21 protein-coding genes are annotated in these 19,546 nt (G+C 68.2%); 4 read left to right on the plus strand and 17 right to left on the minus strand.

Features of this window, described 5'->3' with window-relative positions; translation table 11 throughout:
- From ABZX92_RS12085 to ABZX92_RS12110, 6 genes are all read right to left on the minus strand, one after another.
- Nucleotides 1-771: PfkB family carbohydrate kinase (locus ABZX92_RS12085; RefSeq protein WP_355557091.1), on the minus strand; the 771-nt coding region annotated here is incomplete at its 3' end.
- Nucleotides 768-1,538 (minus strand): ATP-binding cassette domain-containing protein, encoded by a 771-nt coding sequence (locus tag ABZX92_RS12090; protein WP_355557094.1) that lies wholly within the window; start codon nt 1,536-1,538, stop codon nt 768-770. The genes ABZX92_RS12085 and ABZX92_RS12090, both read right to left, overlap by 4 nt.
- Entirely contained in the window at nt 1,535-2,584 is a 1,050-nt protein-coding gene (locus ABZX92_RS12095; RefSeq protein WP_355557097.1) for an ABC transporter permease, read from the minus strand. Before ABZX92_RS12095 ends, ABZX92_RS12090 begins: the two co-directional genes overlap by 4 nt.
- A 15-nt stretch (nt 2,585-2,599) precedes the next feature.
- On the minus strand, nt 2,600-3,586 hold the full coding sequence (locus ABZX92_RS12100) for a sugar ABC transporter substrate-binding protein (protein ID WP_355557099.1): 987 nt from the start codon (nt 3,584-3,586) through the stop codon (nt 2,600-2,602).
- A 14-nt stretch (nt 3,587-3,600) separates the two neighbouring features.
- A complete protein-coding gene (locus ABZX92_RS12105) occupies nt 3,601-4,461 on the minus strand; it encodes a TIM barrel protein (RefSeq protein ID WP_355557101.1) in 861 nt (286 codons plus the stop codon).
- Between the two features lie 2 nt (nt 4,462-4,463).
- Entirely contained in the window at nt 4,464-5,459 is a 996-nt protein-coding gene (locus tag ABZX92_RS12110) for a Gfo/Idh/MocA family oxidoreductase (protein ID WP_355557104.1), read from the minus strand.
- 110 nt (nt 5,460-5,569) lie between these two features.
- On the opposite strand from ABZX92_RS12110, the gene ABZX92_RS12115 reads away from it, so the two are divergent.
- Together ABZX92_RS12115 and ABZX92_RS12120 are read left to right on the plus strand one after the other, a co-directional pair.
- Nucleotides 5,570-6,571 (plus strand): LacI family DNA-binding transcriptional regulator, encoded by a 1,002-nt coding sequence (locus tag ABZX92_RS12115; protein ID WP_355557106.1) that lies wholly within the window; start codon nt 5,570-5,572, stop codon nt 6,569-6,571.
- The gene (locus ABZX92_RS12120; protein WP_355557109.1) at nt 6,568-8,061 is read left to right on the plus strand and encodes a CoA-acylating methylmalonate-semialdehyde dehydrogenase; all 1,494 of its coding nucleotides are present in this window, start codon (nt 6,568-6,570) and stop codon (nt 8,059-8,061) included. The genes ABZX92_RS12115 and ABZX92_RS12120 overlap by 4 nt, the downstream gene beginning before the upstream one ends.
- A 49-nt stretch (nt 8,062-8,110) precedes the next feature.
- On the opposite strand, the gene ABZX92_RS12125 is transcribed toward ABZX92_RS12120, so the two are convergent.
- The 3 genes from ABZX92_RS12125 to ABZX92_RS12135 are packed head-to-tail and all read right to left on the minus strand — an operon-like array spanning nt 8,111 to nt 11,112.
- Nucleotides 8,111-9,628 carry a tripartite tricarboxylate transporter permease gene (locus ABZX92_RS12125; RefSeq protein ID WP_355557111.1) on the minus strand — a complete coding sequence of 506 codons (1,518 nt, stop codon included), beginning with the start codon at nt 9,626-9,628 and terminating at the stop codon, nt 8,111-8,113.
- The gene (locus ABZX92_RS12130) at nt 9,629-10,147 is read right to left on the minus strand and encodes a tripartite tricarboxylate transporter TctB family protein (protein ID WP_355557114.1); all 519 of its coding nucleotides are present in this window, start codon (nt 10,145-10,147) and stop codon (nt 9,629-9,631) included. It lies immediately after the preceding gene.
- On the minus strand, nt 10,144-11,112 hold the full coding sequence (locus ABZX92_RS12135) for a tripartite tricarboxylate transporter substrate binding protein (RefSeq protein WP_355557276.1): 969 nt from the start codon (nt 11,110-11,112) through the stop codon (nt 10,144-10,146). Before ABZX92_RS12135 ends, ABZX92_RS12130 begins: the two co-directional genes overlap by 4 nt.
- Nucleotides 11,113-11,242: 130 nt before the next feature.
- Between ABZX92_RS12135 and ABZX92_RS12140 the strand changes: the two genes are divergently transcribed.
- Nucleotides 11,243-12,778, plus strand: coding sequence for a sensor histidine kinase (locus ABZX92_RS12140; RefSeq protein ID WP_355557117.1), 1,536 nt, complete (start codon nt 11,243-11,245; stop codon nt 12,776-12,778).
- Complete coding sequence (locus ABZX92_RS12145; protein ID WP_355557119.1) at nt 12,775-13,446, plus strand: response regulator; 672 nt, start codon at nt 12,775-12,777, stop codon at nt 13,444-13,446. Before ABZX92_RS12140 ends, ABZX92_RS12145 begins: the two co-directional genes overlap by 4 nt.
- Here the strand turns inward: ABZX92_RS12145 and arfB are convergent.
- The 8 genes from arfB to ABZX92_RS12185 form a co-directional block, all read right to left on the minus strand.
- Nucleotides 13,429-13,857, minus strand: coding sequence for an alternative ribosome rescue aminoacyl-tRNA hydrolase ArfB (arfB, locus tag ABZX92_RS12150; RefSeq protein ID WP_355557122.1), 429 nt, complete (start codon nt 13,855-13,857; stop codon nt 13,429-13,431). The genes ABZX92_RS12145 and arfB overlap by 18 nt on opposite strands.
- 9 nt (nt 13,858-13,866) lie before the next feature.
- Nucleotides 13,867-15,015 carry a SigE family RNA polymerase sigma factor gene (locus ABZX92_RS12155; RefSeq protein WP_355557125.1) on the minus strand — a complete coding sequence of 383 codons (1,149 nt, stop codon included), beginning with the start codon at nt 15,013-15,015 and terminating at the stop codon, nt 13,867-13,869.
- Between the two features lie 70 nt (nt 15,016-15,085).
- Complete coding sequence (gene purM / locus ABZX92_RS12160; protein WP_355557128.1) at nt 15,086-16,147, minus strand: phosphoribosylformylglycinamidine cyclo-ligase; 1,062 nt, start codon at nt 16,145-16,147, stop codon at nt 15,086-15,088.
- A gap of 30 nt (nt 16,148-16,177) precedes the next feature.
- Nucleotides 16,178-17,683, minus strand: coding sequence for an amidophosphoribosyltransferase (gene purF, locus ABZX92_RS12165; RefSeq protein WP_355557130.1), 1,506 nt, complete (start codon nt 17,681-17,683; stop codon nt 16,178-16,180).
- Between the two features lie 97 nt (nt 17,684-17,780).
- A complete protein-coding gene (locus ABZX92_RS12170; RefSeq protein ID WP_355557133.1) occupies nt 17,781-18,122 on the minus strand; it encodes a hypothetical protein in 342 nt (113 codons plus the stop codon).
- Nucleotides 18,122-18,463: a hypothetical protein gene (locus ABZX92_RS12175; RefSeq protein WP_355557135.1), complete on the minus strand. Its 342-nt coding sequence runs from the start codon at nt 18,461-18,463 to the stop codon at nt 18,122-18,124. The genes ABZX92_RS12170 and ABZX92_RS12175 overlap by 1 nt, the downstream gene beginning before the upstream one ends.
- Nucleotides 18,463-18,786, minus strand: a complete 324-nt coding sequence (locus ABZX92_RS12180) for a hypothetical protein (RefSeq protein ID WP_355557138.1) — start codon at nt 18,784-18,786, stop codon at nt 18,463-18,465. Before ABZX92_RS12180 ends, ABZX92_RS12175 begins: the two co-directional genes overlap by 1 nt.
- Nucleotides 18,786-19,532, minus strand: a complete 747-nt coding sequence (locus ABZX92_RS12185; protein WP_355557140.1) for a maleylpyruvate isomerase N-terminal domain-containing protein — start codon at nt 19,530-19,532, stop codon at nt 18,786-18,788. Before ABZX92_RS12185 ends, ABZX92_RS12180 begins: the two co-directional genes overlap by 1 nt.
- Nucleotides 19,533-19,546: the final 14 nt, after the last annotated feature.

Consider the following 19,546-nt stretch of genomic DNA (forward strand, 5'->3'; position numbering starts at 1 on the left):
ACCGAGCCCGCACACGACCTCGACCGGTGTCGGCTCGACCGTCCACCGGCCTTCCGGCGTCGCCACCAGCACGCCCTCGGCGCCCTTCTTGACCAGCGCCAACGAGATTCCGCGCGCCAGCAGCCGGTCGGCAGCCTCGTCGGGGTCCGACGTGCCGACCGCGATCTCGCATTCGGTCCGGTTGCCCACGGCCACCGTGACGTGGTCGAGCATCCAGCTGATCTCTTCGCGCGCGGTCTTGACGTCCGGCCAGAACATCGGCCGGTAGTCCAGGTCCAGCACCGTGTGCCCGTGCCGGGCCCGGTTCGCCAGCATCATCCGCTGCGAACCACGTGCGGGCTCAGCGGAAACACCCGTGCCGGTGACCCACAACAGCGGGACTTCGCGCACGAGCTCCCACGGCACGTCGTCCTCGCTCAGCGTGAGATCCGGCGCGATCGGCAGCCGGTAGAACAACAGCGGCGGATCCGCGGGCGGGTTGAGTTCGCAGAACACCACCGGTGTCAGCAGATCCGGCGAGGTGCCGACGTGCTCCGACGACACCCCGAAGCCCTCAAGTGCCTGCCGCACGTAGGTTCCGAACCCGTCCGGCCCGACCTTCGTCAACACCCCGGCACGACGGCCGAGCCGTGCGGCGGCGACCGCGACGTTGGTCGCGGTCCCGCCGAGCGACTTGGCGAACGTGCTGACCTCGGCCAACGGCACCCCGGACTGCTCCGGGTAGAGGTCGACCCCGACCCGGCCGACGGTCAGCACTTCCAGCGACGTCACGCCTCGACACCTCGCAGCTCGTGCTCCAGCGCTTCCAGCTCGGCACCACCGGCCATCTGCCGCGTCAGCTCGTTGATGTCGATCTCGTTCTTCTCGTAGCTGCCGAGCGCACGGCCGCGCTTGAGCAGCAGAAACCGGTTGGCGACCGGAAAAGCGTGGTGCGGGTTGTGCGTGATCAGCACGACGCCGAGGCCGCGATCACGCGCCTGCGCCACGTACTTCAGCACCACACCGGCCTGCTTCACGCCGAGCGCCGCGGTCGGTTCGTCCAGGATCAGCACCTTGGCACCGAAGTGCACCGCGCGGGCGATGGCGACGCACTGCCGTTCACCACCGGACAGCGTGCCGACCGGCTGTTCCACGTCCCGCAGGTCGATGCCCATGTCGGACAACGCCTTCTTGGTGACTTCCCGGCCCTTCTTGCGGTCCAGGAAACCGAACTTCGTCGTGGGCTCCGAACCCAGGAAGAAGTTGCGCCAGACCGACATCAGCGGCACGACCGCGAGGTCCTGGTACACGGTCGCGATGCCGTGGTCCAGGGCCTCGCGCGGCGACGAGAACTTGATCTCGTTGCCCTCGACCTTGAACGAGCCCTGGTCGTGCTGGTGCACACCGGCCAGGATCTTGATCAGCGTCGACTTGCCCGCGCCGTTGTCGCCGAGCACGCAGGTGACCTCACCGGCGTTGACCACAGTGGACACATCGCTGAGTGCGATGACGCTGCCGTAGGTCTTGCCGATGTTCTCGGTCTCGATGAGTGCGGTCATCGCTTCACCCTTTCCGCCCGGCGGCGAAGCATGTTGTTCACCAGCACGGCCGCCAGCAGCATCACGCCGAGGAACAGCTGGAACCAGTCGCTGTTCCAGCCGGCGTAGACGATGCCCTGCCGCGCCATGCCGAAGATCAGCGCGCCGATCGCGGCGCCCACCGCGGACCCGAAGCCACCGGTCAGCAGGCAGCCGCCGATCACCGCCGCGATGATGTACTGGAACTCCAGGCCGATGCCCTGGTTCGCCTGCACGCTCGCGTACCGCAGGATGTTGATCGAGCCGACCAGCCACGCGGCGAACGCGGTGGTCATGAACAGCAGGATCTTCGACCGCACGACCGGCACACCGACCGCACGGGAACTCTGTGCGGCGCCGCCGATCGCGAAGATCCAGTTGCCGAACTTGGTGCGCATCAGCACCGTCGACGCGATGACCGTGAACAGCACCCACCAGATGATCGACACGTAGAAGCTCTGGCCACCGACCTGGAACGTCGACGCGAACAGGAAGCCGGCCGACTCGTAGCCGTCGGTCGCCCGCATGCCCGACACCTGCACGCTGCCGGTGACGAGGCGGGTGATGCCGAGGTTGAGGCCCTGCAACGCGAGGAAACTGCCCAGCGTCACGATGAAGCTCGGCAGGCCCGTGCGCATCACGAGCCAGCCGTTCAACGCGCCCACCGACAACGCGAAGGCGAGCGACACCAGCAACGACAGCCAGACGTTGAGTCCCAGCTGGGTGGCGAGGAGAGCCGTGACGAGCGCGGTGGACGCCGTCATGACGCCAGCGGACAGGTCGAACTCGCCGCCGATCATGAGCAGCGCCACGGCCACCGCCATGATGCCGAGCATCGAGGCGTCGTCCAGCCAGGTGGCCGCACCACCCACGCTCAGGAACTGCTCGGTGACCACGGAGAAGAACAGGAACACGAGCAGTGCGCCGAGCATGGCACCGATCTCAGGACGCTTGATCAGCTGATCCATCGCCCTGGGCTTGCTCAGCCGTTCGTCGGTAGCCGGTGGAGCTTGGGCCGTCACGGTCATCTCCCCGCCTCCTCCTTACCTCTTGCCGTTCTTGGCGTACTCCGCGACCTTGTCCACATTGGACTTGTCGACGAAGCCGGGACCGGTGAGGACGGGCTTGCCACCACCGAGCGTGTTCGCGTTCTCCTTGAAGAGCTTCAGCATCACGATCGGCAGGTAGCCCTGCTCGTACTGCTGCTGGTCGACGGCGAACAGCACGTCACCGGCCTTGATCGAGGCGACCACGTCCGCGTTCAGGTCGAACGTCGCGACCTGGGCCTTGGAGCTCGCGCCCTTGATGGCCGATGCCGCGTTGACGGCGACCTGCGGGTTGAGCGCCAGCACGCCGTCGACCGCGGTGTCGGACTGCAGCTTGGCCTTGATGCGGGCCTCGACGTCGGTCGGGTTGGAGATGTCGACCTGGAGGTTCTCCACCGCGCCGCCGAAGCCGGTGCGGGCACCGTCGCAGCGCTGGTTGAGGCCCGTGTTGCCGGCCTCGTGGATCACGCACAGCAGCTTGGTCTTGCCCGCGGCCTTGAGCTTCTTGCCGGCCTCTTCACCGGCGATCGACTCCTCCTGGCCGACGTGCGCCATGGCACCGAACTCCGCGCTCTTCGCGCTGCCGGAGTTGATCGTGATGACCGGGATGCCGGCCTTCACCGCGTTCTCGATGGACGTCTTCAGCGCGTCCGGGTTCGCCATCGACACCACGATGCCGCCGACCTTCTGCGACACGGCGTTGTCGATCAGCTTGGCCTGGGCGCCGGGGTCGCCGTCGGAGTTGTAGGTGACGCCGACACCGAGCTGCTTGCCCGCGTCCTCCGCGCCGACCTTCACGACGCTCCAGAACGCGTCGCCCGCGGTGCCGTGCGTGATGACGGCGACCTTGAGGTCACCCGAGCTTCCGGACGAGCTGTTGTTCTGCGTGTTCTGGGTATTGGTGCCCGTGGGACCGCTACAAGCGGCGAGTAGAGCAACACCGGCGAGAGCAACGCCCGCACGGATGACCAAGCGAGACTTCATCGTCTCCAGTCCCTTCAGAGGATCTTGCTGAGGTGCGCGAGGCTGCGCCCGGTGTCCTTCAGTGGCTTGTCCACTGGACTTCCGTCCTTGAGCTGGGTGTCCTGCTCGAGCACGAACCAACCGGTGTAGCCCGCCTCTTGAACGAGCTTCACCAGCGCTTCCACGTCCACGTCGCCGTCCCCGAGCGGCACGTAGATGCCCTGTTCCACGGCATCGGTGTAACTGAGCTCGCCGCTGCGCACCTTCGCCGCGATCTCGTCACGCACGTCCTTGAGGTGCACGTGACCGATGCGGTCCGGGTAGCGGCGCGCCAGCTCGACCGGGTCCGTGCCACCGATGAGGAGGTGGCCGGTGTCCAGGCAGAGCTGGAGATCGGAGTCCGCGAGGAACCTGTCGACCTCCGCCTCCCGCTCGACGTGGGTGCCCACGTGCGGGTGCAGCACGGTCGCGAGCCCGTGCCCGGCGGCGATCTCACGGATCTTCGCGCAGGTGTCGACGAGGGTGTTCCACTCGTCGTCGGTCAGCTTGGGCGTCTCGTCGTAGCCGTCGAGGCCCGTCGCGGCGGCGAGCACGAGAACTTCCGCGCCACCCGCTTCGAGAATGCCCGCCACGCGGTCGGCTTCGTCCAGAGTGGACTGGACGTCGGTGTGCAGCGTGACGGCGAGGAAGCCACCGACGAGCGTGAGCTCGTGGCTGCTCAGCAGGGTCTTGAGCGCGTCTGGGTCGGCCGGGAGGTAGTCGGGCGGGCCGAGTTCGGTGGCGGTGAGGCCGAGCTGGTGCATCTCGGCGAGGACCGTGTCGGACGGGAGCACGTTGCCCCAGCCCGGGACCTCGCACACGCCCCAGGAGATCGGTGCCCCAGCGATCTTCGCCATGCCTAGTTCCCCTCGATCCGCACCGGTGCGCCGGTGCGGCGCGACTGCTCACACGCTTCGGCCAGGCGCAGGCTGATCAAACTCTCCCGCGCCGGTGACGGGTTCGCGACCTCGCCCTTGATGACCTGCGTGAACAGGTTCATCTCGTTGACGTACGCGCGGTGGAAACGCTCCGGGAAGCCCGGGTAGGCGTCCGGTCCGGCCACGTGACCGCCGGGCTCCAGCGAGTTCAACGGCGTGCGCGGGTCGACGCCCGCGACGAGTGAGTCCTTGCTGCCGAGCACCTCGATGCGGTGGTCGTAACCGACCGGGTCGTGCCTGCCGCCGGCCAGCGTGGCGTGCGCGCCGCCCGCGAACTTCAGCATCACCACGGCGTTGTCCACGTCGTCGGCGTCCGCAAACGCTTGGTGCACCAGGACGGACCCACTCGCGTAGACCTCGACGACGGGCTCGCCGACCAGCCACGGCACGCAGTCCAGGTCGTGGATCAGCAGGTCGCGGAAGATGCCGCCGGACGCGGGCAGATACGAGAAGTCCGGCGGGTTCGCGTCGTTGCCGACCGCCCTGACCAGGTAGATGTCGCCGACCTCGCCCGCGCGGATGCGGCGGTGGAGCTCGTAGATCGCCGGGTCGAACCGGCGCTGGAAGCCCACGAGCACCTCGACGCCGGACTTCTCGACGTCCTCGATCAGCGCGGACATCTCCTCGACGTCGCTCGCGATCGGCTTCTCGCACAGGGTCGGGACACCACGGCTGATCGCCGAGCGCAGCATGTCCGGGTGGGTGTTCGTCGGCGTGGCGAGCAGGACCCCGTCGACGTTGTCCAGGAGCCCGATCAGGTCGTCGACAGCGGTTGTCCCCTCGATCTCAGCCGACGCCTGCGCGGCACGACCGGGCACCGGGTCGAAGAGAAGCACCTCGTCGACTCGATCCAGTGCGGCGAGGTTGGTGGCGTGCATGGTGCCGATCCTGCCGACACCCGCTACTCCGATCCGCATCGCAGGTTTCCCCTGTTCATCGGCTGTGATGTGTTAGAGCGCTCTATTGGTTGGAGCGCTCTAATGCTGTAACTTCGGCCACAGGGTGTCAAGAGGGGAGGTGACTTCAGATGGTCAGGCCGACGATGGAAGACGTCGCTCTGCGGGCGGGGGTTTCCCGCGCACTGGTGTCACTGGTCATGCGCAACTCACCCAAGGTGAGCGAGGCGCGACGCAGTGCGGTGCTGAAGGCCGCGGAGGAGCTGGGGTACTCGCCGCACGCCATGGCCCGGTCGCTGGCCTCGCGCACGTCGACCGTGCTCGGCGTGATGGTGTCCGACCTGCACAACGCGTTCTTCGCCGAGGTCGTGGACGGCATCGACGAGGTGGCGCGCGAGCAGGGGTTCGACATCATCATCAACACCGGCGGCCGCTCGCCCGCCCGTGAGCGCCGCGCGGTGGAGTCGCTGCTGTCGTTCCGCCCGGCCGGACTCATCCTCCTGTCACCCGTCGTCCCTGCCACCGCGATCGGCAAGGCCGCTGAACAACTTCCCGTGGTGCTGGTCGCGCGGTCGTCTCGGGTGTCCACTGTGGATACCGTGAACGACGACGGCGAGCAGGGTGCGCGACTCGCGATCGATCACCTGGTGTCGTTGGGACACAAGCGCATTGCCCATTTGGACGGTGGTGAAGGCACTCAGGCCGGGCCTCGTCGGCGGGGTTACGTCACCGCCATGGAGGCGCACGGGCTGGCGCCGCAGATCGTCTCGTCCGAGTACACCGATGTTGCCGGGGCTCGGGCGATCCGTTCGCTGATCGACTCCGATTCATTGCCCACGGCCATCCTGTCCTGCAACGACTTCAACGCCGTTGGTGCCATTTCAGCTCTGGAAGACGCCGGGCTGCGCGTGCCGCACGACGTTTCCGTTGTCGGGTATGACAACACCTCGTTGGCGGCTCTGCGCCACGTTTCGCTGACCACGATCGACCAGCCCCGTGCCGAGTTCGGCCGGTTGGCGGCTCTCGCTCTCCTGCAGCGAGTTCGTGACGAGCGCACCGAACCCGTGCGCCATCTCCTCAATCCCTCTCTCGTAGTCCGCAGCACGACAGCTCCCCCAGGAGGACAGCGTTGAGCACCATCCCCCACTGGATCGACGGCGCCCGCACCACGGGGGTGTCGTCCCGCACGTCCGACGTCTTCAACCCGGCCACCGGTGAGGTCGCCGCTCAGGTCGTGCTGGCCGAGCAGGCCGACGTCGACCTCGCGGTGTCCTCCTCGTTGAAGGCCGCGCAGTCCTGGTCCGAGTCGTCGCTGTCGACGCGGTCGCGGATCCTGTTCGCCTACCGCCATCTGCTGCACACTCACCGCGACGAGCTGGCCGCGATCATCACGTCCGAGCACGGCAAGGTGTTGTCGGACGCCGCCGGCGAGGTGCAGCGCGGCCTGGAGGTCGTCGAGTTCGCGTGCGGCATCCCGCAGCTGCTGAAGGGCGAGCACTCCGAGCAGGTCTCGCGCGGTGTCGACGCGTACTCGTTCCGCCAGCCGCTGGGCGTGGTCGCGGGCATCACGCCGTTCAACTTCCCCGTGATGGTGCCGATGTGGATGTTCCCCATCGCCATCGCTTGCGGGAACACCTTCGTCCTGAAGCCTTCCGAGCGCGACCCGTCCGCGTCCGTGCGCCTGGCGGAGCTGTTCCAGGAGGCCGGGCTGCCCGACGGCGTGCTGAACGTGCTGCAGGGCGACGCCTTCGCGGTCAACGCCCTGCTCGACCACCCGGACGTGTCCGCTGCTTCCTTCGTCGGCTCGACTCCGATCGCTCGCCACGTCTACTCGCGTGGAACGGCGGCGGGGAAGCGCGTGCAGGCGTTGGGCGGCGCGAAGAACCACATGGTCGTGCTGCCGGACGCCGATCTCGACGTGGCCGCTGATGCCGCTGTCTCCGCAGGTTACGGCTCTGCCGGTGAGCGCTGCATGGCCATCTCGGTGGTCGTGGCCGTGGGCGAGACCGGGGACGAGCTCGTTTCGAAGATCGCCTCGCGGACGCGTGACCTGCACCCGTCGGTGTTGCCCGGCACGGACCCTTCGGCTCAGATGGGTCCGCTCGTGACCGGCGTGCACCGCGACAAGGTCAAGTCCTATGTGGACGCGGGCGAGGCGGCCGGCGCGTCACTGGTCGTCGACGGCCGTGGTTACGCACCCGAGGGCCACGCGGACGGTTTCTGGCTCGCGCCCACGCTCTTCGACCACGTCACGCGCGACATGACGATCTACACCGACGAGATCTTCGGCCCGGTGCTGTCCGTCGTGCGCGCCGACACGTTCGAGGACGCCGTGGAACTGGTGAACGCCAACCAGTACGGCAACGGCACGGCCATCTACACCGGCGACGGCCTGGCCGCGCGTGAGTACCAGCGTCGCGTGCACGTGGGCATGGTCGGCATCAACGTGCCGATCCCCGTGCCGATGGCCTACTACTCGTTCGGCGGCTGGAAGGACTCGCTGTTCGGCGACACGCACGTGCACGGCGCTGAGGGCGTGAAGTTCTACACGCGCGCGAAGGCGATCACGGCGCGGTGGCCGCAGCAGCACGGCGTGAACCTGGGTTTCCCCACCCACGGCTGAGCAGACGACAAAGCCCCCGCCGGGAGAGCGGGGGCTTTGTCGTGCGCGATCAGGCATCAACCTTCTCGCGCTCCTGCACAGGAGCCGCAGGAGGCGTCGGCTTCGGCAGGAACTTCTTGATCAGCGGGAAGAACACGATCACCAGGACGACCACGTAGACGATGATCGCCATCGGGCTGTTGACCAGGCCGGTCAGCGAGCCGTCGGAGAGCTGCAGCGAGCGGCGCATCTGCTGTTCCGCGGCCGGGCCGAGGATCACGCCGATGATCGCGGGCAGCACCGGCAGGCCGTAGCGGCGCATGCCGAAGCCCAGCAGGCCGATCACGAACATCAGCAGCAGGTCGAAGATGTCCGCGTTCACCGCGTAGGCGCCGACCGAGGCGAAGAACAGGATGCCCGCGTACAGGTACGGCCGCGGGATCCGCAACAGCTTCGCCCACAACGGTGCGAGGGGCAGGTTCAGCACGAGCAACAGCGTCAGGCCGATGAACAGCGACGCGATCAACGCCCACACCAGGCCGGCTTCGCGCTGGAACAGCAACGGGCCGGGCTGGATGCCGTAGGTCTGGAACGCCGCGAGCATCACGGCCGCGGTGGCCGTCGTCGGCAGGCCCAGGGTCAGCATCGTGACCAGAGTGCCCGCGGCGGAAGCGGAGGCCGTCGACTCCGGGCCCGCGACACCCTCGATTGCGCCGTGACCGAACTCGTCCTTGTGCTTGGAGAGCCGCTTCTCCGTCACGTACGACAGGAAGGTCGGGATCTCCGCGCCACCGGCGGGAATCGCACCGAACGGGAAGCCGATCACCGGGCCGCGCAACCACGGCTTCCAGGTGCGCTTCAGATCCGACCGAGACAGCCACGGACGGCCGACGGGGATCGGTGTGAACGGCTTGCGGCGCAGGTGAGCCGCCACCCACAGCGCCTCGCCGACCGCGAACAACGCCACCGCCACGACGATCACGTCGATGCCGTCGGCCAGGTGCAGCGAACCGAACGTGAGGCGCTGCTGGCCGGTCATCTCGTCGAGGCCGACCAGACCCAAAGTCAGGCCGATCAACAACGACGCCACGCCGCGGATCCGGGACGCCCCGAGCACCGAGGTCACCGCGATGAAGGCCAGCACCATGATCGCGAAGAGGTCCGGCGCACCGATGTCGACCGCGTGCTTGGCCACGAACGGGGCCAGCAGCACGATCAGGATCGTGCCGATGATGCCGCCGGTGAAGTGGCCGATGGCAGCCGCGGCAAGCGCTTGCGCACCACGTCCCTTGCGGGCCATGGGATTGCCTTCGAACGCCGTGACGACCGCCGCGCTCTCGCCTGGTGTGTTCAGCAGGATCGAGGTCGTGGAGCCACCGAACATGCCGCCGTAGTAGATGCCCGCGAACATGATGAACGCGCCGGTCGGTTCCATGCCGTAGGTGACGGGCAGCAGCAGCGCGACCGCCATGGCCGGGCCGATGCCCGGCAGGACGCCGATCGCGGTGCCGAGCAGCACGCCGATCGCCGCGAACAGCAGGTGTGTCGGCGTCAGCGCGGTCGCGAAGCCGTCGAGCAGTTGTTCCACCTAGAACACCTCCATCAACGGGCCACCGGGGAGAGGGACGCCGAGCAGGTTGTTGAACACCACGAACGTGAGGATCGAGAGTCCGGCCGCGATCAGCGGGTCCCGGACGTAGGCGCGGCTGCCGAGCGCGTAGGCCGCGCCCCAGAACAGGATCGCGCCGGAGATCGGGAAACCGACCAGGCCGATCAGCGCGGCGTTGGCGAGGAAGGCACCGCACAGCAGCAGGACCGTGCGCCAGTCGGCGGGTTCGGTCAGGTCGACGTCCTCACCACCCTCCGCTTCACCACGGCCGCCGCGCAGCACGTCCCGCGCCAGCAGCACCGCGACGACCAGCAGCAGCGAGCCGACCAGGATCGGCACCGCCTTCGGGCCGACCGGACCGCGCTGGGCGAAGTCGGTGGGGATGCGCAGCGCGTCGGTCAGCACCAGCACGCCGAGCACGACCAGGAGGGCGCAGATGCCCAGCTCAGAACGTTCGCGCAGCCAGGATTTCGGCTGCGCCGGAGTCTCGGTCGTCATGCCAGCCCCAAGTCCTTCAGCACCGTTGCCACCCGCTTGTTCTCGCTTTCCAGGAACGTCTTGAACTGGTCTCCCGGTGCGAAGGCGTCGGTCCAGCCGTTGCGCTGCAACGCCTCTGCCCACTGCGGTGTCCTCTGCATCCGCTGCAGCAGGTCGACCAGCTTGTCGCGGTCGGTCTGCGTGATGCCGGGAGGAGCCACGATGCCGCGCCAGTTGGTGAACTCGACGTCCACACCGGACTCCTTGAGCGTCGGCGCGTCGATGCCGCTGATGCGCTTCGAGCTCGTCACGGCGAGCACCCGCAACGTGCCGGCCTGGATCTGGTCGCGGTACTCGCCGACGCCGGAGACGCCGAACGCGACCTTGCCGCCGAGCACGGAAGCCAGCAGCTCACCGCCGCCGTCGAACGGGATGTAGTTGACGCTCTTGGGCGCCAGCCCGACACCCTTGGCCATCAGCATCGGCGCCAGGTGGTCAGGTCCGCCCGGAGCCGAACCACCGCCGACCGTCACGCTGCCGGGGTTGGCCTTCCACGCGTCCACGAGCTGCTGCAACGACGTGTACGGCGAGTCCTTCGCGACCACGACGATGCCCGGTTCCTCGATCAGCTTCGCGATCGGGGTGGTGTCGAGCAGCGAGTTCGGCGACTTGTTCGTGTACACCGCGCCAACGACACCGAGGCCCATCGACATGATCAGCTTGCCGTTGCCGCGCTCGCCGACCGTCCGGCCGAGGCCGACCGTGCCACCAGCGCCGGGGAGGTTGAACACCTCGGCGTTGCGCAGCAGGTCAGCGTCCTCCATGGCCTTCGCCGCGGTGCGGGCCGTGATGTCGTAACCGCCGCCGGGCTGGTTCGGCACCAGCACGCGCAACGCCCGCACCTGGCTGGTCTCGCCGCTGTCCGCACCCGGCGTCAGCAGCGGTGGCACCAGGAGGACGGCGAGCAACGCCGTCGCCACCGCCACCCACACCTTCACCGACACTGTGATCCCCGCCTCTCATCCGCGTGGTTCGACATGTTGCTCTGGTGTAAACCTTGATGTCGCTCTTGCGCTTCTAAGGTTTCTTTCGGTCTTTCTGGTCACGGGAGGTCTCATGCGTCGCCGCCGTTCCCTGGCCAGCCAGCTCCTAGTGTGGCAACTCGTAGTCGTCACGTTGCTACTGTGCGCGGTCGGCGCGCTGACGGTCGTCCAGTTGGGCAGCAACTTTCGCTCCAACGAGGAGCGCCGGATGCTGTCCGTGGCGGAGAACGTGGCAGCCACGAACGTCGTCCAGACGTCGATGGGCAACTGGCGGATCCTGGCCGCGCCCGCCGAGACCGCGCGAAGCCTCTCCGGCGCCTCCTACGTGCTGATCGTCGACGCCCGGCGGATCGTGATCGCGTCCCCGGACCCGGCCCAGATCGGGTCCAAACTGGACACTCCGACGACGGCGCTCGACGGCAAGGCCTGGGTCGGCACGGTCGACGACTCGATCGAGGCGCACGTGCCGGTGTTCGACGAGCAGACCCGCAAGGTCAACGGCATGGTGATCGCCGGTGCGATCGAGCCTGGCCTGTTCGCCGGGGCGCTGAACCAGCCGGTCGACGTGCTGCGGTACCTGGCGATCGCGCTGGTCATCGGCGTCACCGGGTCGTTGTTGCTGGCCCGCCGGGTGAAGAACCAGACGCTCGGCCTGGAGCCGCACGAGATCACCGCGCTCGTGGAGAACCGCGAGGCATTGCTGCACGGCATCAGGGAAGGCGTCGTCGGCCTCGACGGGCAGAACCGGATCACGCTGGTCAACGACCACGCGAGCGACCTGCTGGCGTTGCCGGAGGACGCGGTCGGCCGGTCCGTCGAGGAGTTGGAGCTCAACGACCGGCTGCGCGACGTGCTGACCGGCCGCGCGACCGGTGTCGACCAGCTGGTGCTGCGGCAGGGCGCCGTGCTCACGGTGAACCGCATGCCGATCGAGGGTGCCGGCGCCGTCGTGACGTTGCGAGACCGCACGGAACTCCTTGCGCTGCAACACGAACTCGACGCATCGCAGCACGCTACGGACACGCTTCGGGCTCAGGCGCACGAGTTCGCTAACCGGCTGCACACCATCGCCGGGCTGATCTCGTTGAAGGAGTACGACGAAGTCACCAACTACGTGCACCAGATCAGCTCGGCGCAGGACCAGTGGCGGGCCGAGGTCAGCTCGTCGATCGGCGACCCCGCCGTGGCCGCGCTGCTGATCGCCAAGGCGTCGCTCGCGTCCGAACGCGGCACCGCGCTGCGGATGGGCCCGGACAGCGTATTGGGACGCGTCGACGAAGCTTTGTCGGCGGATTTGGTGATGGTGCTGGGAAATCTCGTCGACAACGCGTTGGATGCACTGAGCTCGCTGAGCACGAACGGAGCTGGGAAGTGGATCGAGGTGGGTGTGATGCAGTTGGACGACGAGGTCCAGGTCGTGGTGCGCGACTCAGGTCCCGGGGTGGCACCGGAACTGGCCGAAGAGGTGTTCCGGCACGGGTTCACGACCAAGGCGGCATCGCACGGTGAACGCGGTATCGGGCTCGCGCTGATCAGGCGGGCGTGCCTGCGGCGCGGAGGTTCGGTGAGCGTCACCGGCTCGGTCTTCACGGCAAGGCTGCCCTGGTGATCCGGGTGCTCGTCGTCGACGACGACTTCATGGTGGCCAAGGTGCACAGCGGCTATGTCGCGCGCACCGAGGGGTTCGAGGTGGCCGGGGTCGCGCACAACGGCGCGGATGCGTTGCGGCTGGTGGCTTCTCTCAAACCGGACCTGGTGCTGCTCGACGTCTACCTGCCGGACGTCAGCGGACTCGAAGTGCTGAAGTCGTTGCGCGCCAACGAGGACGTGGACGTCATCGTGATCACGGCGGCGACCGACGTCGAGACCGTGCGCAGTGCGATGCGCGGTGGTGTGCTGCACTACCTGATCAAGCCGTTCGACTACTCGGCGCTGCGCGACCAGCTCGCGCACTACGCGTCGTTGCGGGACAAGCTGCACCGGCTGGACTCGGCCGGGCAAGCCGACGTGGACCAGGTGTTCGGTGCTCGGCCTACCTCGAAACCGTTGCTGCCCAAGGGGTTGACGCCGGAGACCGCGCGGCTCGTGGAGAACGCGCTCAGGTCGCATTCGGAAGGGCTTTCAGCGTCGGAATGCGCCTCGTCGACCGGCGTTGCTCGCGTCAGCGCACGCCGGTACCTGGAGCACTTCGTGTCGACGGGTCGTGCTGAGGTTCGGTTGCGGTACGGCGGAACCGGCCGGCCGGAACGGATCTACGCGCTAGTCCCAGGAGCCTGAACGACCGCGGCCGCGCTTCGTTTCCGCACGGCGCTTCTTGCCCGCGATGCGGCGTTCCTGCGAGCCCTTCGTGGGCTTGGTCGGCCTGCGCATCGGAGGCGGTGGCGCGGCGGCACTGCGCAGAATCGCGGCGAGCCGTTCCCGTGCGGCGGCGCGGTTCTGCAGCTGCGCGCGGTGCTCGGACGCGGCGATCGTGAGCACGCCGTCGACCAGCCTGCCCTGCAGGCGGTCGAGCATCCGGCGCTTGAGGTGCTCGGGGACCGACGGCGAGGCAGCCAGGTCGAACGAGAGCTCCACGCGGCTGTCCGCGGTGTTCACTCCCTGCCCGCCCGGCCCACCTGACCTGGAAAAACGTTCGCGCAACTCGGACGCCGGTATCACCAGCGTCCTAGTCACGGTCACGTCGTTCATGCCTCAAGGTTAGAAGGTCAACCCCGGCAGTGTCGCGATCTTTATCAGCTCCTCGCGGTCGAGCAGGGGCGCGGACCGCTGCGGTTCGCCCGCCAAGTCGGCCTCGCGACGCACGGTGTCGGTGAAGCGGCCGACGTTGTCGCTGGTGACCTCGACGCGCGTGCCGTCGGAGTGGACGGCGACGGCACGCAGGACCTTCCTGGACGGCGTGCCGGGCACCTGCATCTGCGAGACGTGGACCGAGATGCCGTTGCGTTCCACGATCTGGCACTCGACGTAGCCCTCACACGTGCCGAGGCTGGGCGTCGGCGGGCGGTCGAGCGTGATCGACACGGCGCCGACGCCCTCGGTGTCCCGCAGCCTCGCCACGGCCCTCCGGTAGCTGTCGACGGCGAAGAACGTGAAGGCGCGGGCGTTGATCTCCGGGACGTCCTCCGCGGTGATGCCGGACGGAAGCCGGTAGCCGGCCTGCAACAGGGCCGTGAGCTGGGCGTTGCGGTCGACGTTCCCGGACGCCGCAGACGTCCCTCCCGAATCCTTCATGGTCATCGACGACTGCAGCACGTATCCGGTCGTGCCCAAGCCGACGATCATGACCATGGCCAGCGCACCCGCGATCGCCGTGCGCCTGCGGACGAGCTTGGTCTTGCCCTTGCGGATGACCTCGGAGCGGTAGATCCGCAGCGTCGGCTCGTCCTCCAGCAGTTCGCGCAACGCGGCGAGCCCCTTGGCCGCCTGACTCTTCACCGTGCCCTCCGTCCTGCCGAGGATGCGGGCGGTCTCGGTGATGCTCAGGTCCTCCCAGTACCGCAGCACGACGACGGCACGCTGGCCCGGCGGTAGCGCGTCCAGGGCCAGCCGCAGGTCGAAGTCCGCGGAGTCGTCGGTCACCGCCGGCTCTGGCAGGACGTCGACGGTGCGTTCGCGCTGGAACCAGCCGCGCCGGCCCTCGTCGATGGCGGTGCGCACCAGCACCTTGCGCGCGTAGGCGTCGACGCTGTCCCTGCGCACACGGGACCAGGCCACGTAGAGCTTGATCAACGCGTTCTGGACGATGTCCTCGGCGCGGTGCCAGTCGCCGCACAGCAAGTAGGCCGTGCGGCGCATGACGAGAGCGCGTGCGTCGACGAACTCCCCGAACTCGCGGTCGCGGTCCAAGTGCCCCCTCCTCGGTCGCCGCTTAGTACGCAACGACGACCGTAGGGGGTTGCCTCAGAAACCGGTTGTCTCAGAACCTGGGGTGGTCTCCGACGAGTGCGGCGCCGCCGACCTCGGACTTGCTGATCTCGCCGAGCACCCACGACGGGACGTGGCGCGCGGTGAGCACGGCCAGGGCGCGGTCGACGTCCTCGGGCGCGACCACGGCGACCATGCCGACGCCCATGTTGAACGCCTTCTCCATCTCCTCGCGCTCCACCCGGCCGCGCTGGGCGATCAGCTGGAACACGGCGGGCGGCGACCAGGTGCCGCGGTCGAGCGTGGCGTGCAGGCCCTCTGGCAGCACGCGGGCCAGGTTCGCGGCCAGGCCGCCACCGGTGACGTGCGAGAACCCGCGGACCTCTGTCTCGGCGATCAGTGCCAGGCAGTCCTTGGCGTAGATCTTGGTCGGCTCCAGCATCTCCTCGCCGAGGGTGCGGCCGAACTCCTCGACGTGACCCTCGAGCGGCATGCGCGCGATCTCCAGCAGCACGTGCCTGGCGAGCGAGTAGCCGTTCGAGTGCAGGCCGGACGAGCCCATCGCGATCACGACGTCGCCGTCGCGCACGCGGTCCGGGCCGAGGAGCTTGGACTGCTCGACCACGCCGACGCCGGTGCCGGAGATGTCGTAGTCGTCGTCGCCCATCAGGCCGGGGTGCTCGGCCGTCTCGCCGCCGAGCAGCGCGCAGCCGGCCTGGACACAGCCCTCGGCGATGCCCTTGACCAGCGCCGCGATCTTGTCCGGGACGACCTTGCCGACCGCGATGTAGTCCTGCACGAACAGCGGCTCGGCACCGCAGACGACCAGGTCGTCCACGATCATGGCGACCAGGTCGATGCCGACGGTGTCGTGCTTGTCGAGCGCCTGCGCGATCGCGATCTTCGTGCCGACGCCGTCCGTGGAGGACGCGAGGATCGGCTCCTTCCAGCGGTCGAGCTTGAGCTGGAACAGCCCGGCGAACCCGCCGATGCCACCGAGAACCTCGGGCCGATGCGCCTTGGCCGCCCACGGCTTGAGCTTCTCCACCGCCTCGTCACCTGCGGTGATACTGACTCCGGCGGCGGCGTAGGTGGCCTTGGCGCTGTCGGTCACGTCAACTTCTTCCACTTGGATCTTGGGTGCTCAGGGACGACGCAGGGCGTCTTCGGCACCATAGCCGTTGGCCAGAACGGGAGCGGCCGAGCCCGACACGCCCTTGAGCCCTTCGAGCAGGTGCTTGCCGATGAGCGCGTCCGGCGGGAGCTCGATCGGGTACTCGCCGTCGAAGCAGGCCGAGCACAGCCGCGTCTTGGGCTGCTCGGTCGCCGCGACCAGCTGCTCCAGCGACACGTACCCGAGCGAGTCGGCACCGACCGAGCGGCGGATGCCGTCGTCGTCCAAGCCGTTCGCGATGAGCTCGGCGCGCGACGCGAAGTCGATGCCGTAGAAGCACGGCCACTTGACGGGCGGCGACGCGATCCGGACGTGCACCTCGAGCGCACCGGCCTCGCGCAGCATGCGGACGAGCGCGCGCTGGGTGTTGCCGCGCACGATCGAGTCGTCCACCACGACCAGCCGCTTGCCGCGGATGACGTCGCGCAGCGGGTTCAGCTTCAGCCGGATGCCCAGCTGGCGGATGGTCTGCGACGGCTGGATGAACGTGCGGCCGACGTAAGCGTTCTTGACCAGGCCGGACCCGTACGGGATGCCGCTGGCCTGCGCGTACCCGATCGCGGCGGGCGTGCCGGACTCGGGCACCGGGATCACCAGGTCGGCCTCGACCGGGTGCTCCTTGGCGAGCCGGCGACCGATCTCGACGCGCGTGGCGTGCACGCTGCGCCCGGAGATCGTCGTGTCCGGCCGCGCCAGGTAGACGTACTCGAAGACGCAGCCCTTGGGCTCGGGCGTCGCGAACCTGGTGCTTCGCAGCCCGTCGCCGTCGATCGCGATGAGCTCGCCCGGCTCGACCTCGCGCACGAAGCTCGCGCCGACGATGTCCAGCGCCGCGGTCTCGCTCGCCACGACCCAGCCGCGCTCCAGCCGGCCGAGCACGAGCGGACGGACACCGTGCGGGTCACGCGCCGCGTACAGCGTGCTCTCGTCGCTGAAGGTCAGGCAGTAGGCGCCCTTGACCGTGGGGAGCAGCTCCAGCGCGGCCTGCTCGATGCCCTTGTCGGCCGCCGCGTGAGCGAGCAGCGCGGTGAGGATGTCCGAGTCGGTCGTGGCGCCGTTGCGGCTGGAGATGCCGAGTTCCTTGACCTTCTCCAGCAACTCGGCGGTGTTCACCAGATTGCCGTTGTGCCCGAGGCTCAGGCCACTTCCAGCGGCCGTGGTGCGGAACGTCGGCTGCGCGTTCTCCCAGGTCGTGGACCCGGTGGTGGAGTAACGGCAGTGCCCGACGGCCACGTGGCCCTTGAGGCTCTGCAGGACCTGCTCGTCGAAGACCTGGCTGACGAGCCCGAGGTCCTTGAAGACGACGACCTGCGACCCGTCACCGACCGAGATGCCCGCTGCCTCCTGGCCGCGGTGCTGCAGGGCGTAGAGCCCGTAGTAGGTCATCTTCGAGACGTCTTCGCCAGGAGCCCAGACGCCGAAGACGCCACACTCTTCACGAGGATCTTGTTCGGGCTGGGAATGGTCGGCGACCACCGAGTTGGCTCCCTCACGACGGGGCTGGCTGCTACCCGAGTGTAAGTGGAGCAAGGGGCCAACCACCCCCCTCGAACCCCTGGTGAGGTGACGAAACTCATGCCTTCCGGCACTGAAAGAGCTCGGTTTGGATCGAGTTGGTCTGCAATGCCCCGATCGTGCGCTGCTTCGCGAGGCAGACCACCTCGTCGCCGACCTTCACCTCGCCGTCGATTTCGCCGGGATGCACCGAGTCCTTCGAGTAGTCCTGACGCACGCGGCTGTCCCCACCCGGCAGCCGACCGATGAGCTCCATCTCGACCCGCGGCTCGGGCGCGCACGACGAGCACATCTGGTACTCGTCGAGCTCGGTCACCTTGAACCGGACCTCGGCCTCCCAGGTACCGGCACATCCGGCGAGCGCGAGACAGGCCGTCGCGATGAGAACGATCTTGCGCATCAGGCCTTCTCGCAGAACGACAGGTCGGTTGTGGTCACGTTGGTCTCGAAGTAGCCGTCGGTGTCCTGTTCGGCCTCGCAGGTCACCTCGTCGCCGACCCGCACCTCGCCCTTGATCTCGCGGCGCTTGACCACCTGAGGACTCACGGTGTCGGGATCCAGGGCGTCGTCCGGCACCTCGCCGACGAGCACGAGCCGCAGCTGGGCGTCCTCGCGGTCGTAGCCGGACGGCACCTCGTAGATCTTGTCGACCTTGAACCGGACGTCCCGCTGCTTCCACTGATCGGCGCCGCAGCCGCTCAGCACGAGACATCCCGCGAGCACCACGACGATCCTGCGCATCAGGCCTTCTTGCAGCTCTTCACCGAGGTCACGACATGCGAGTCCCCGATCGCGCTGCCCTTCTTCTGCTCGACCAGGCAGAGCACCTCGTCACCGACAGCGGCACCGCCGCTGACGTCGCTCGGTTGCACGAACTCACGTGCCAGATCAGCCGCGTCCAACGCGCCCTTCGGCGCACCACCTGCCAGTTCCAGTTCGAAGTACTCGGTCGGAGTGGAGTTGTCGACGGCCTTGATCCGGTAGCGGACCTCGTCTCCCTGCCAGGAGGCCGCGCACCCCGTCAGCACAAGACAGCCGACCACAACGGCAGCGAGCTTGCGCATCAGTGCCCCCGTCCGACCTGCAGGACGTCCAGCACGCGCCGGTCGCCGGTCATCTCCTTGAGGTTCATGCGGTTCCACAACCAGAAGTAGACGAGTTCGGCGTCACCGGTCACCTGCGCGTCGCCCTGCTCGCCGGGTGCGGCGGCGCGGGTCTGGGGCACCTCACCCGCTGTGAGCGAGACCAGCCAGGACTCGGGCACGTCGGTCGGCCGCACCACAGCCGTACCGGTCACTTCGCTGGGCGAGTCTCCGTCGAGCTTGGCCGCAACGATCGTCGTCAGCACCTCGTCGATGCCGTCGACGCAGAGGTCGGTGTCTGTGGCGACGACCTGACGGACGACAGTCTGCGCGTCGAACCGGCGCAGCACCGTCTCGTGAGCGATCCGGCGATGCCACACCTGGGCCAGATCGGGGGCGGCCGGCGAGAACGTCCACACGGGTCGATTGCCGGGCACGGCGGCGAGGACCTCTACGGCCTCAGCGAGCTGCAGGTCGAGGTATTCGAGCGGCGACAGCCCACCCCTCGGTGCCGGCGGCTTCATCGGGTTGCGGCTGCCGGTGCGCAGGTAGGCGGTCGAGGTCTCCAGGAAGCGCGCCAGGTGCACGACGAGGTCCTGCACGGTCCACCCCGGACGCGTCGGCACCTCGGCCGCCGGATCCGCGTCAGCCACTGCCTTGCGGAACATCTCCGCCTGCTCGATGAACACAGCGGTCCACCGCTGAGCCGTCCACCCCGTCTGCACCATGGGGGTCATCGTGC

Source organism: Lentzea sp. NPDC006480 (genome assembly GCF_040611995.1).
Lineage (GTDB): Bacteria > Actinomycetota > Actinomycetes > Mycobacteriales > Pseudonocardiaceae > Lentzea.

Coding starts and splice junctions, on each gene's coding strand:
- ABZX92_RS12180 (WP_355557138.1), bottom strand. CDS start 18,786: ATGCGCAAGCTCGCTGCCGTTGTGGTCGGCTGTCTTGTGCTGACGGGG.
- ABZX92_RS12090 (WP_355557094.1), bottom strand. CDS start 1,538: ATGACCGCACTCATCGAGACCGAGAACATCGGCAAGACCTACGGCAGC.
- ABZX92_RS12175 (WP_355557135.1), bottom strand. CDS start 18,463: ATGCGCAGGATCGTCGTGGTGCTCGCGGGATGTCTCGTGCTGAGCGGC.
- ABZX92_RS12185 (WP_355557140.1), bottom strand. CDS start 19,532: ATGGTGCAGACGGGGTGGACGGCTCAGCGGTGGACCGCTGTGTTCATC.
- ABZX92_RS12095 (WP_355557097.1), bottom strand. CDS start 2,584: ATGACCGTGACGGCCCAAGCTCCACCGGCTACCGACGAACGGCTGAGC.
- ABZX92_RS12115 (WP_355557106.1), top strand. CDS start 5,570: ATGGTCAGGCCGACGATGGAAGACGTCGCTCTGCGGGCGGGGGTTTCC.
- ABZX92_RS12170 (WP_355557133.1), bottom strand. CDS start 18,122: ATGCGCAAGATCGTTCTCATCGCGACGGCCTGTCTCGCGCTCGCCGGA.
- ABZX92_RS12105 (WP_355557101.1), bottom strand. CDS start 4,461: ATGGCGAAGATCGCTGGGGCACCGATCTCCTGGGGCGTGTGCGAGGTC.
- ABZX92_RS12100 (WP_355557099.1), bottom strand. CDS start 3,586: ATGAAGTCTCGCTTGGTCATCCGTGCGGGCGTTGCTCTCGCCGGTGTT.
- ABZX92_RS12130 (WP_355557114.1), bottom strand. CDS start 10,147: ATGACGACCGAGACTCCGGCGCAGCCGAAATCCTGGCTGCGCGAACGT.
- arfB (WP_355557122.1), bottom strand. CDS start 13,857: ATGAACGACGTGACCGTGACTAGGACGCTGGTGATACCGGCGTCCGAG.
- ABZX92_RS12140 (WP_355557117.1), top strand. CDS start 11,243: ATGCGTCGCCGCCGTTCCCTGGCCAGCCAGCTCCTAGTGTGGCAACTC.
- ABZX92_RS12110 (WP_355557104.1), bottom strand. CDS start 5,459: ATGCGGATCGGAGTAGCGGGTGTCGGCAGGATCGGCACCATGCACGCC.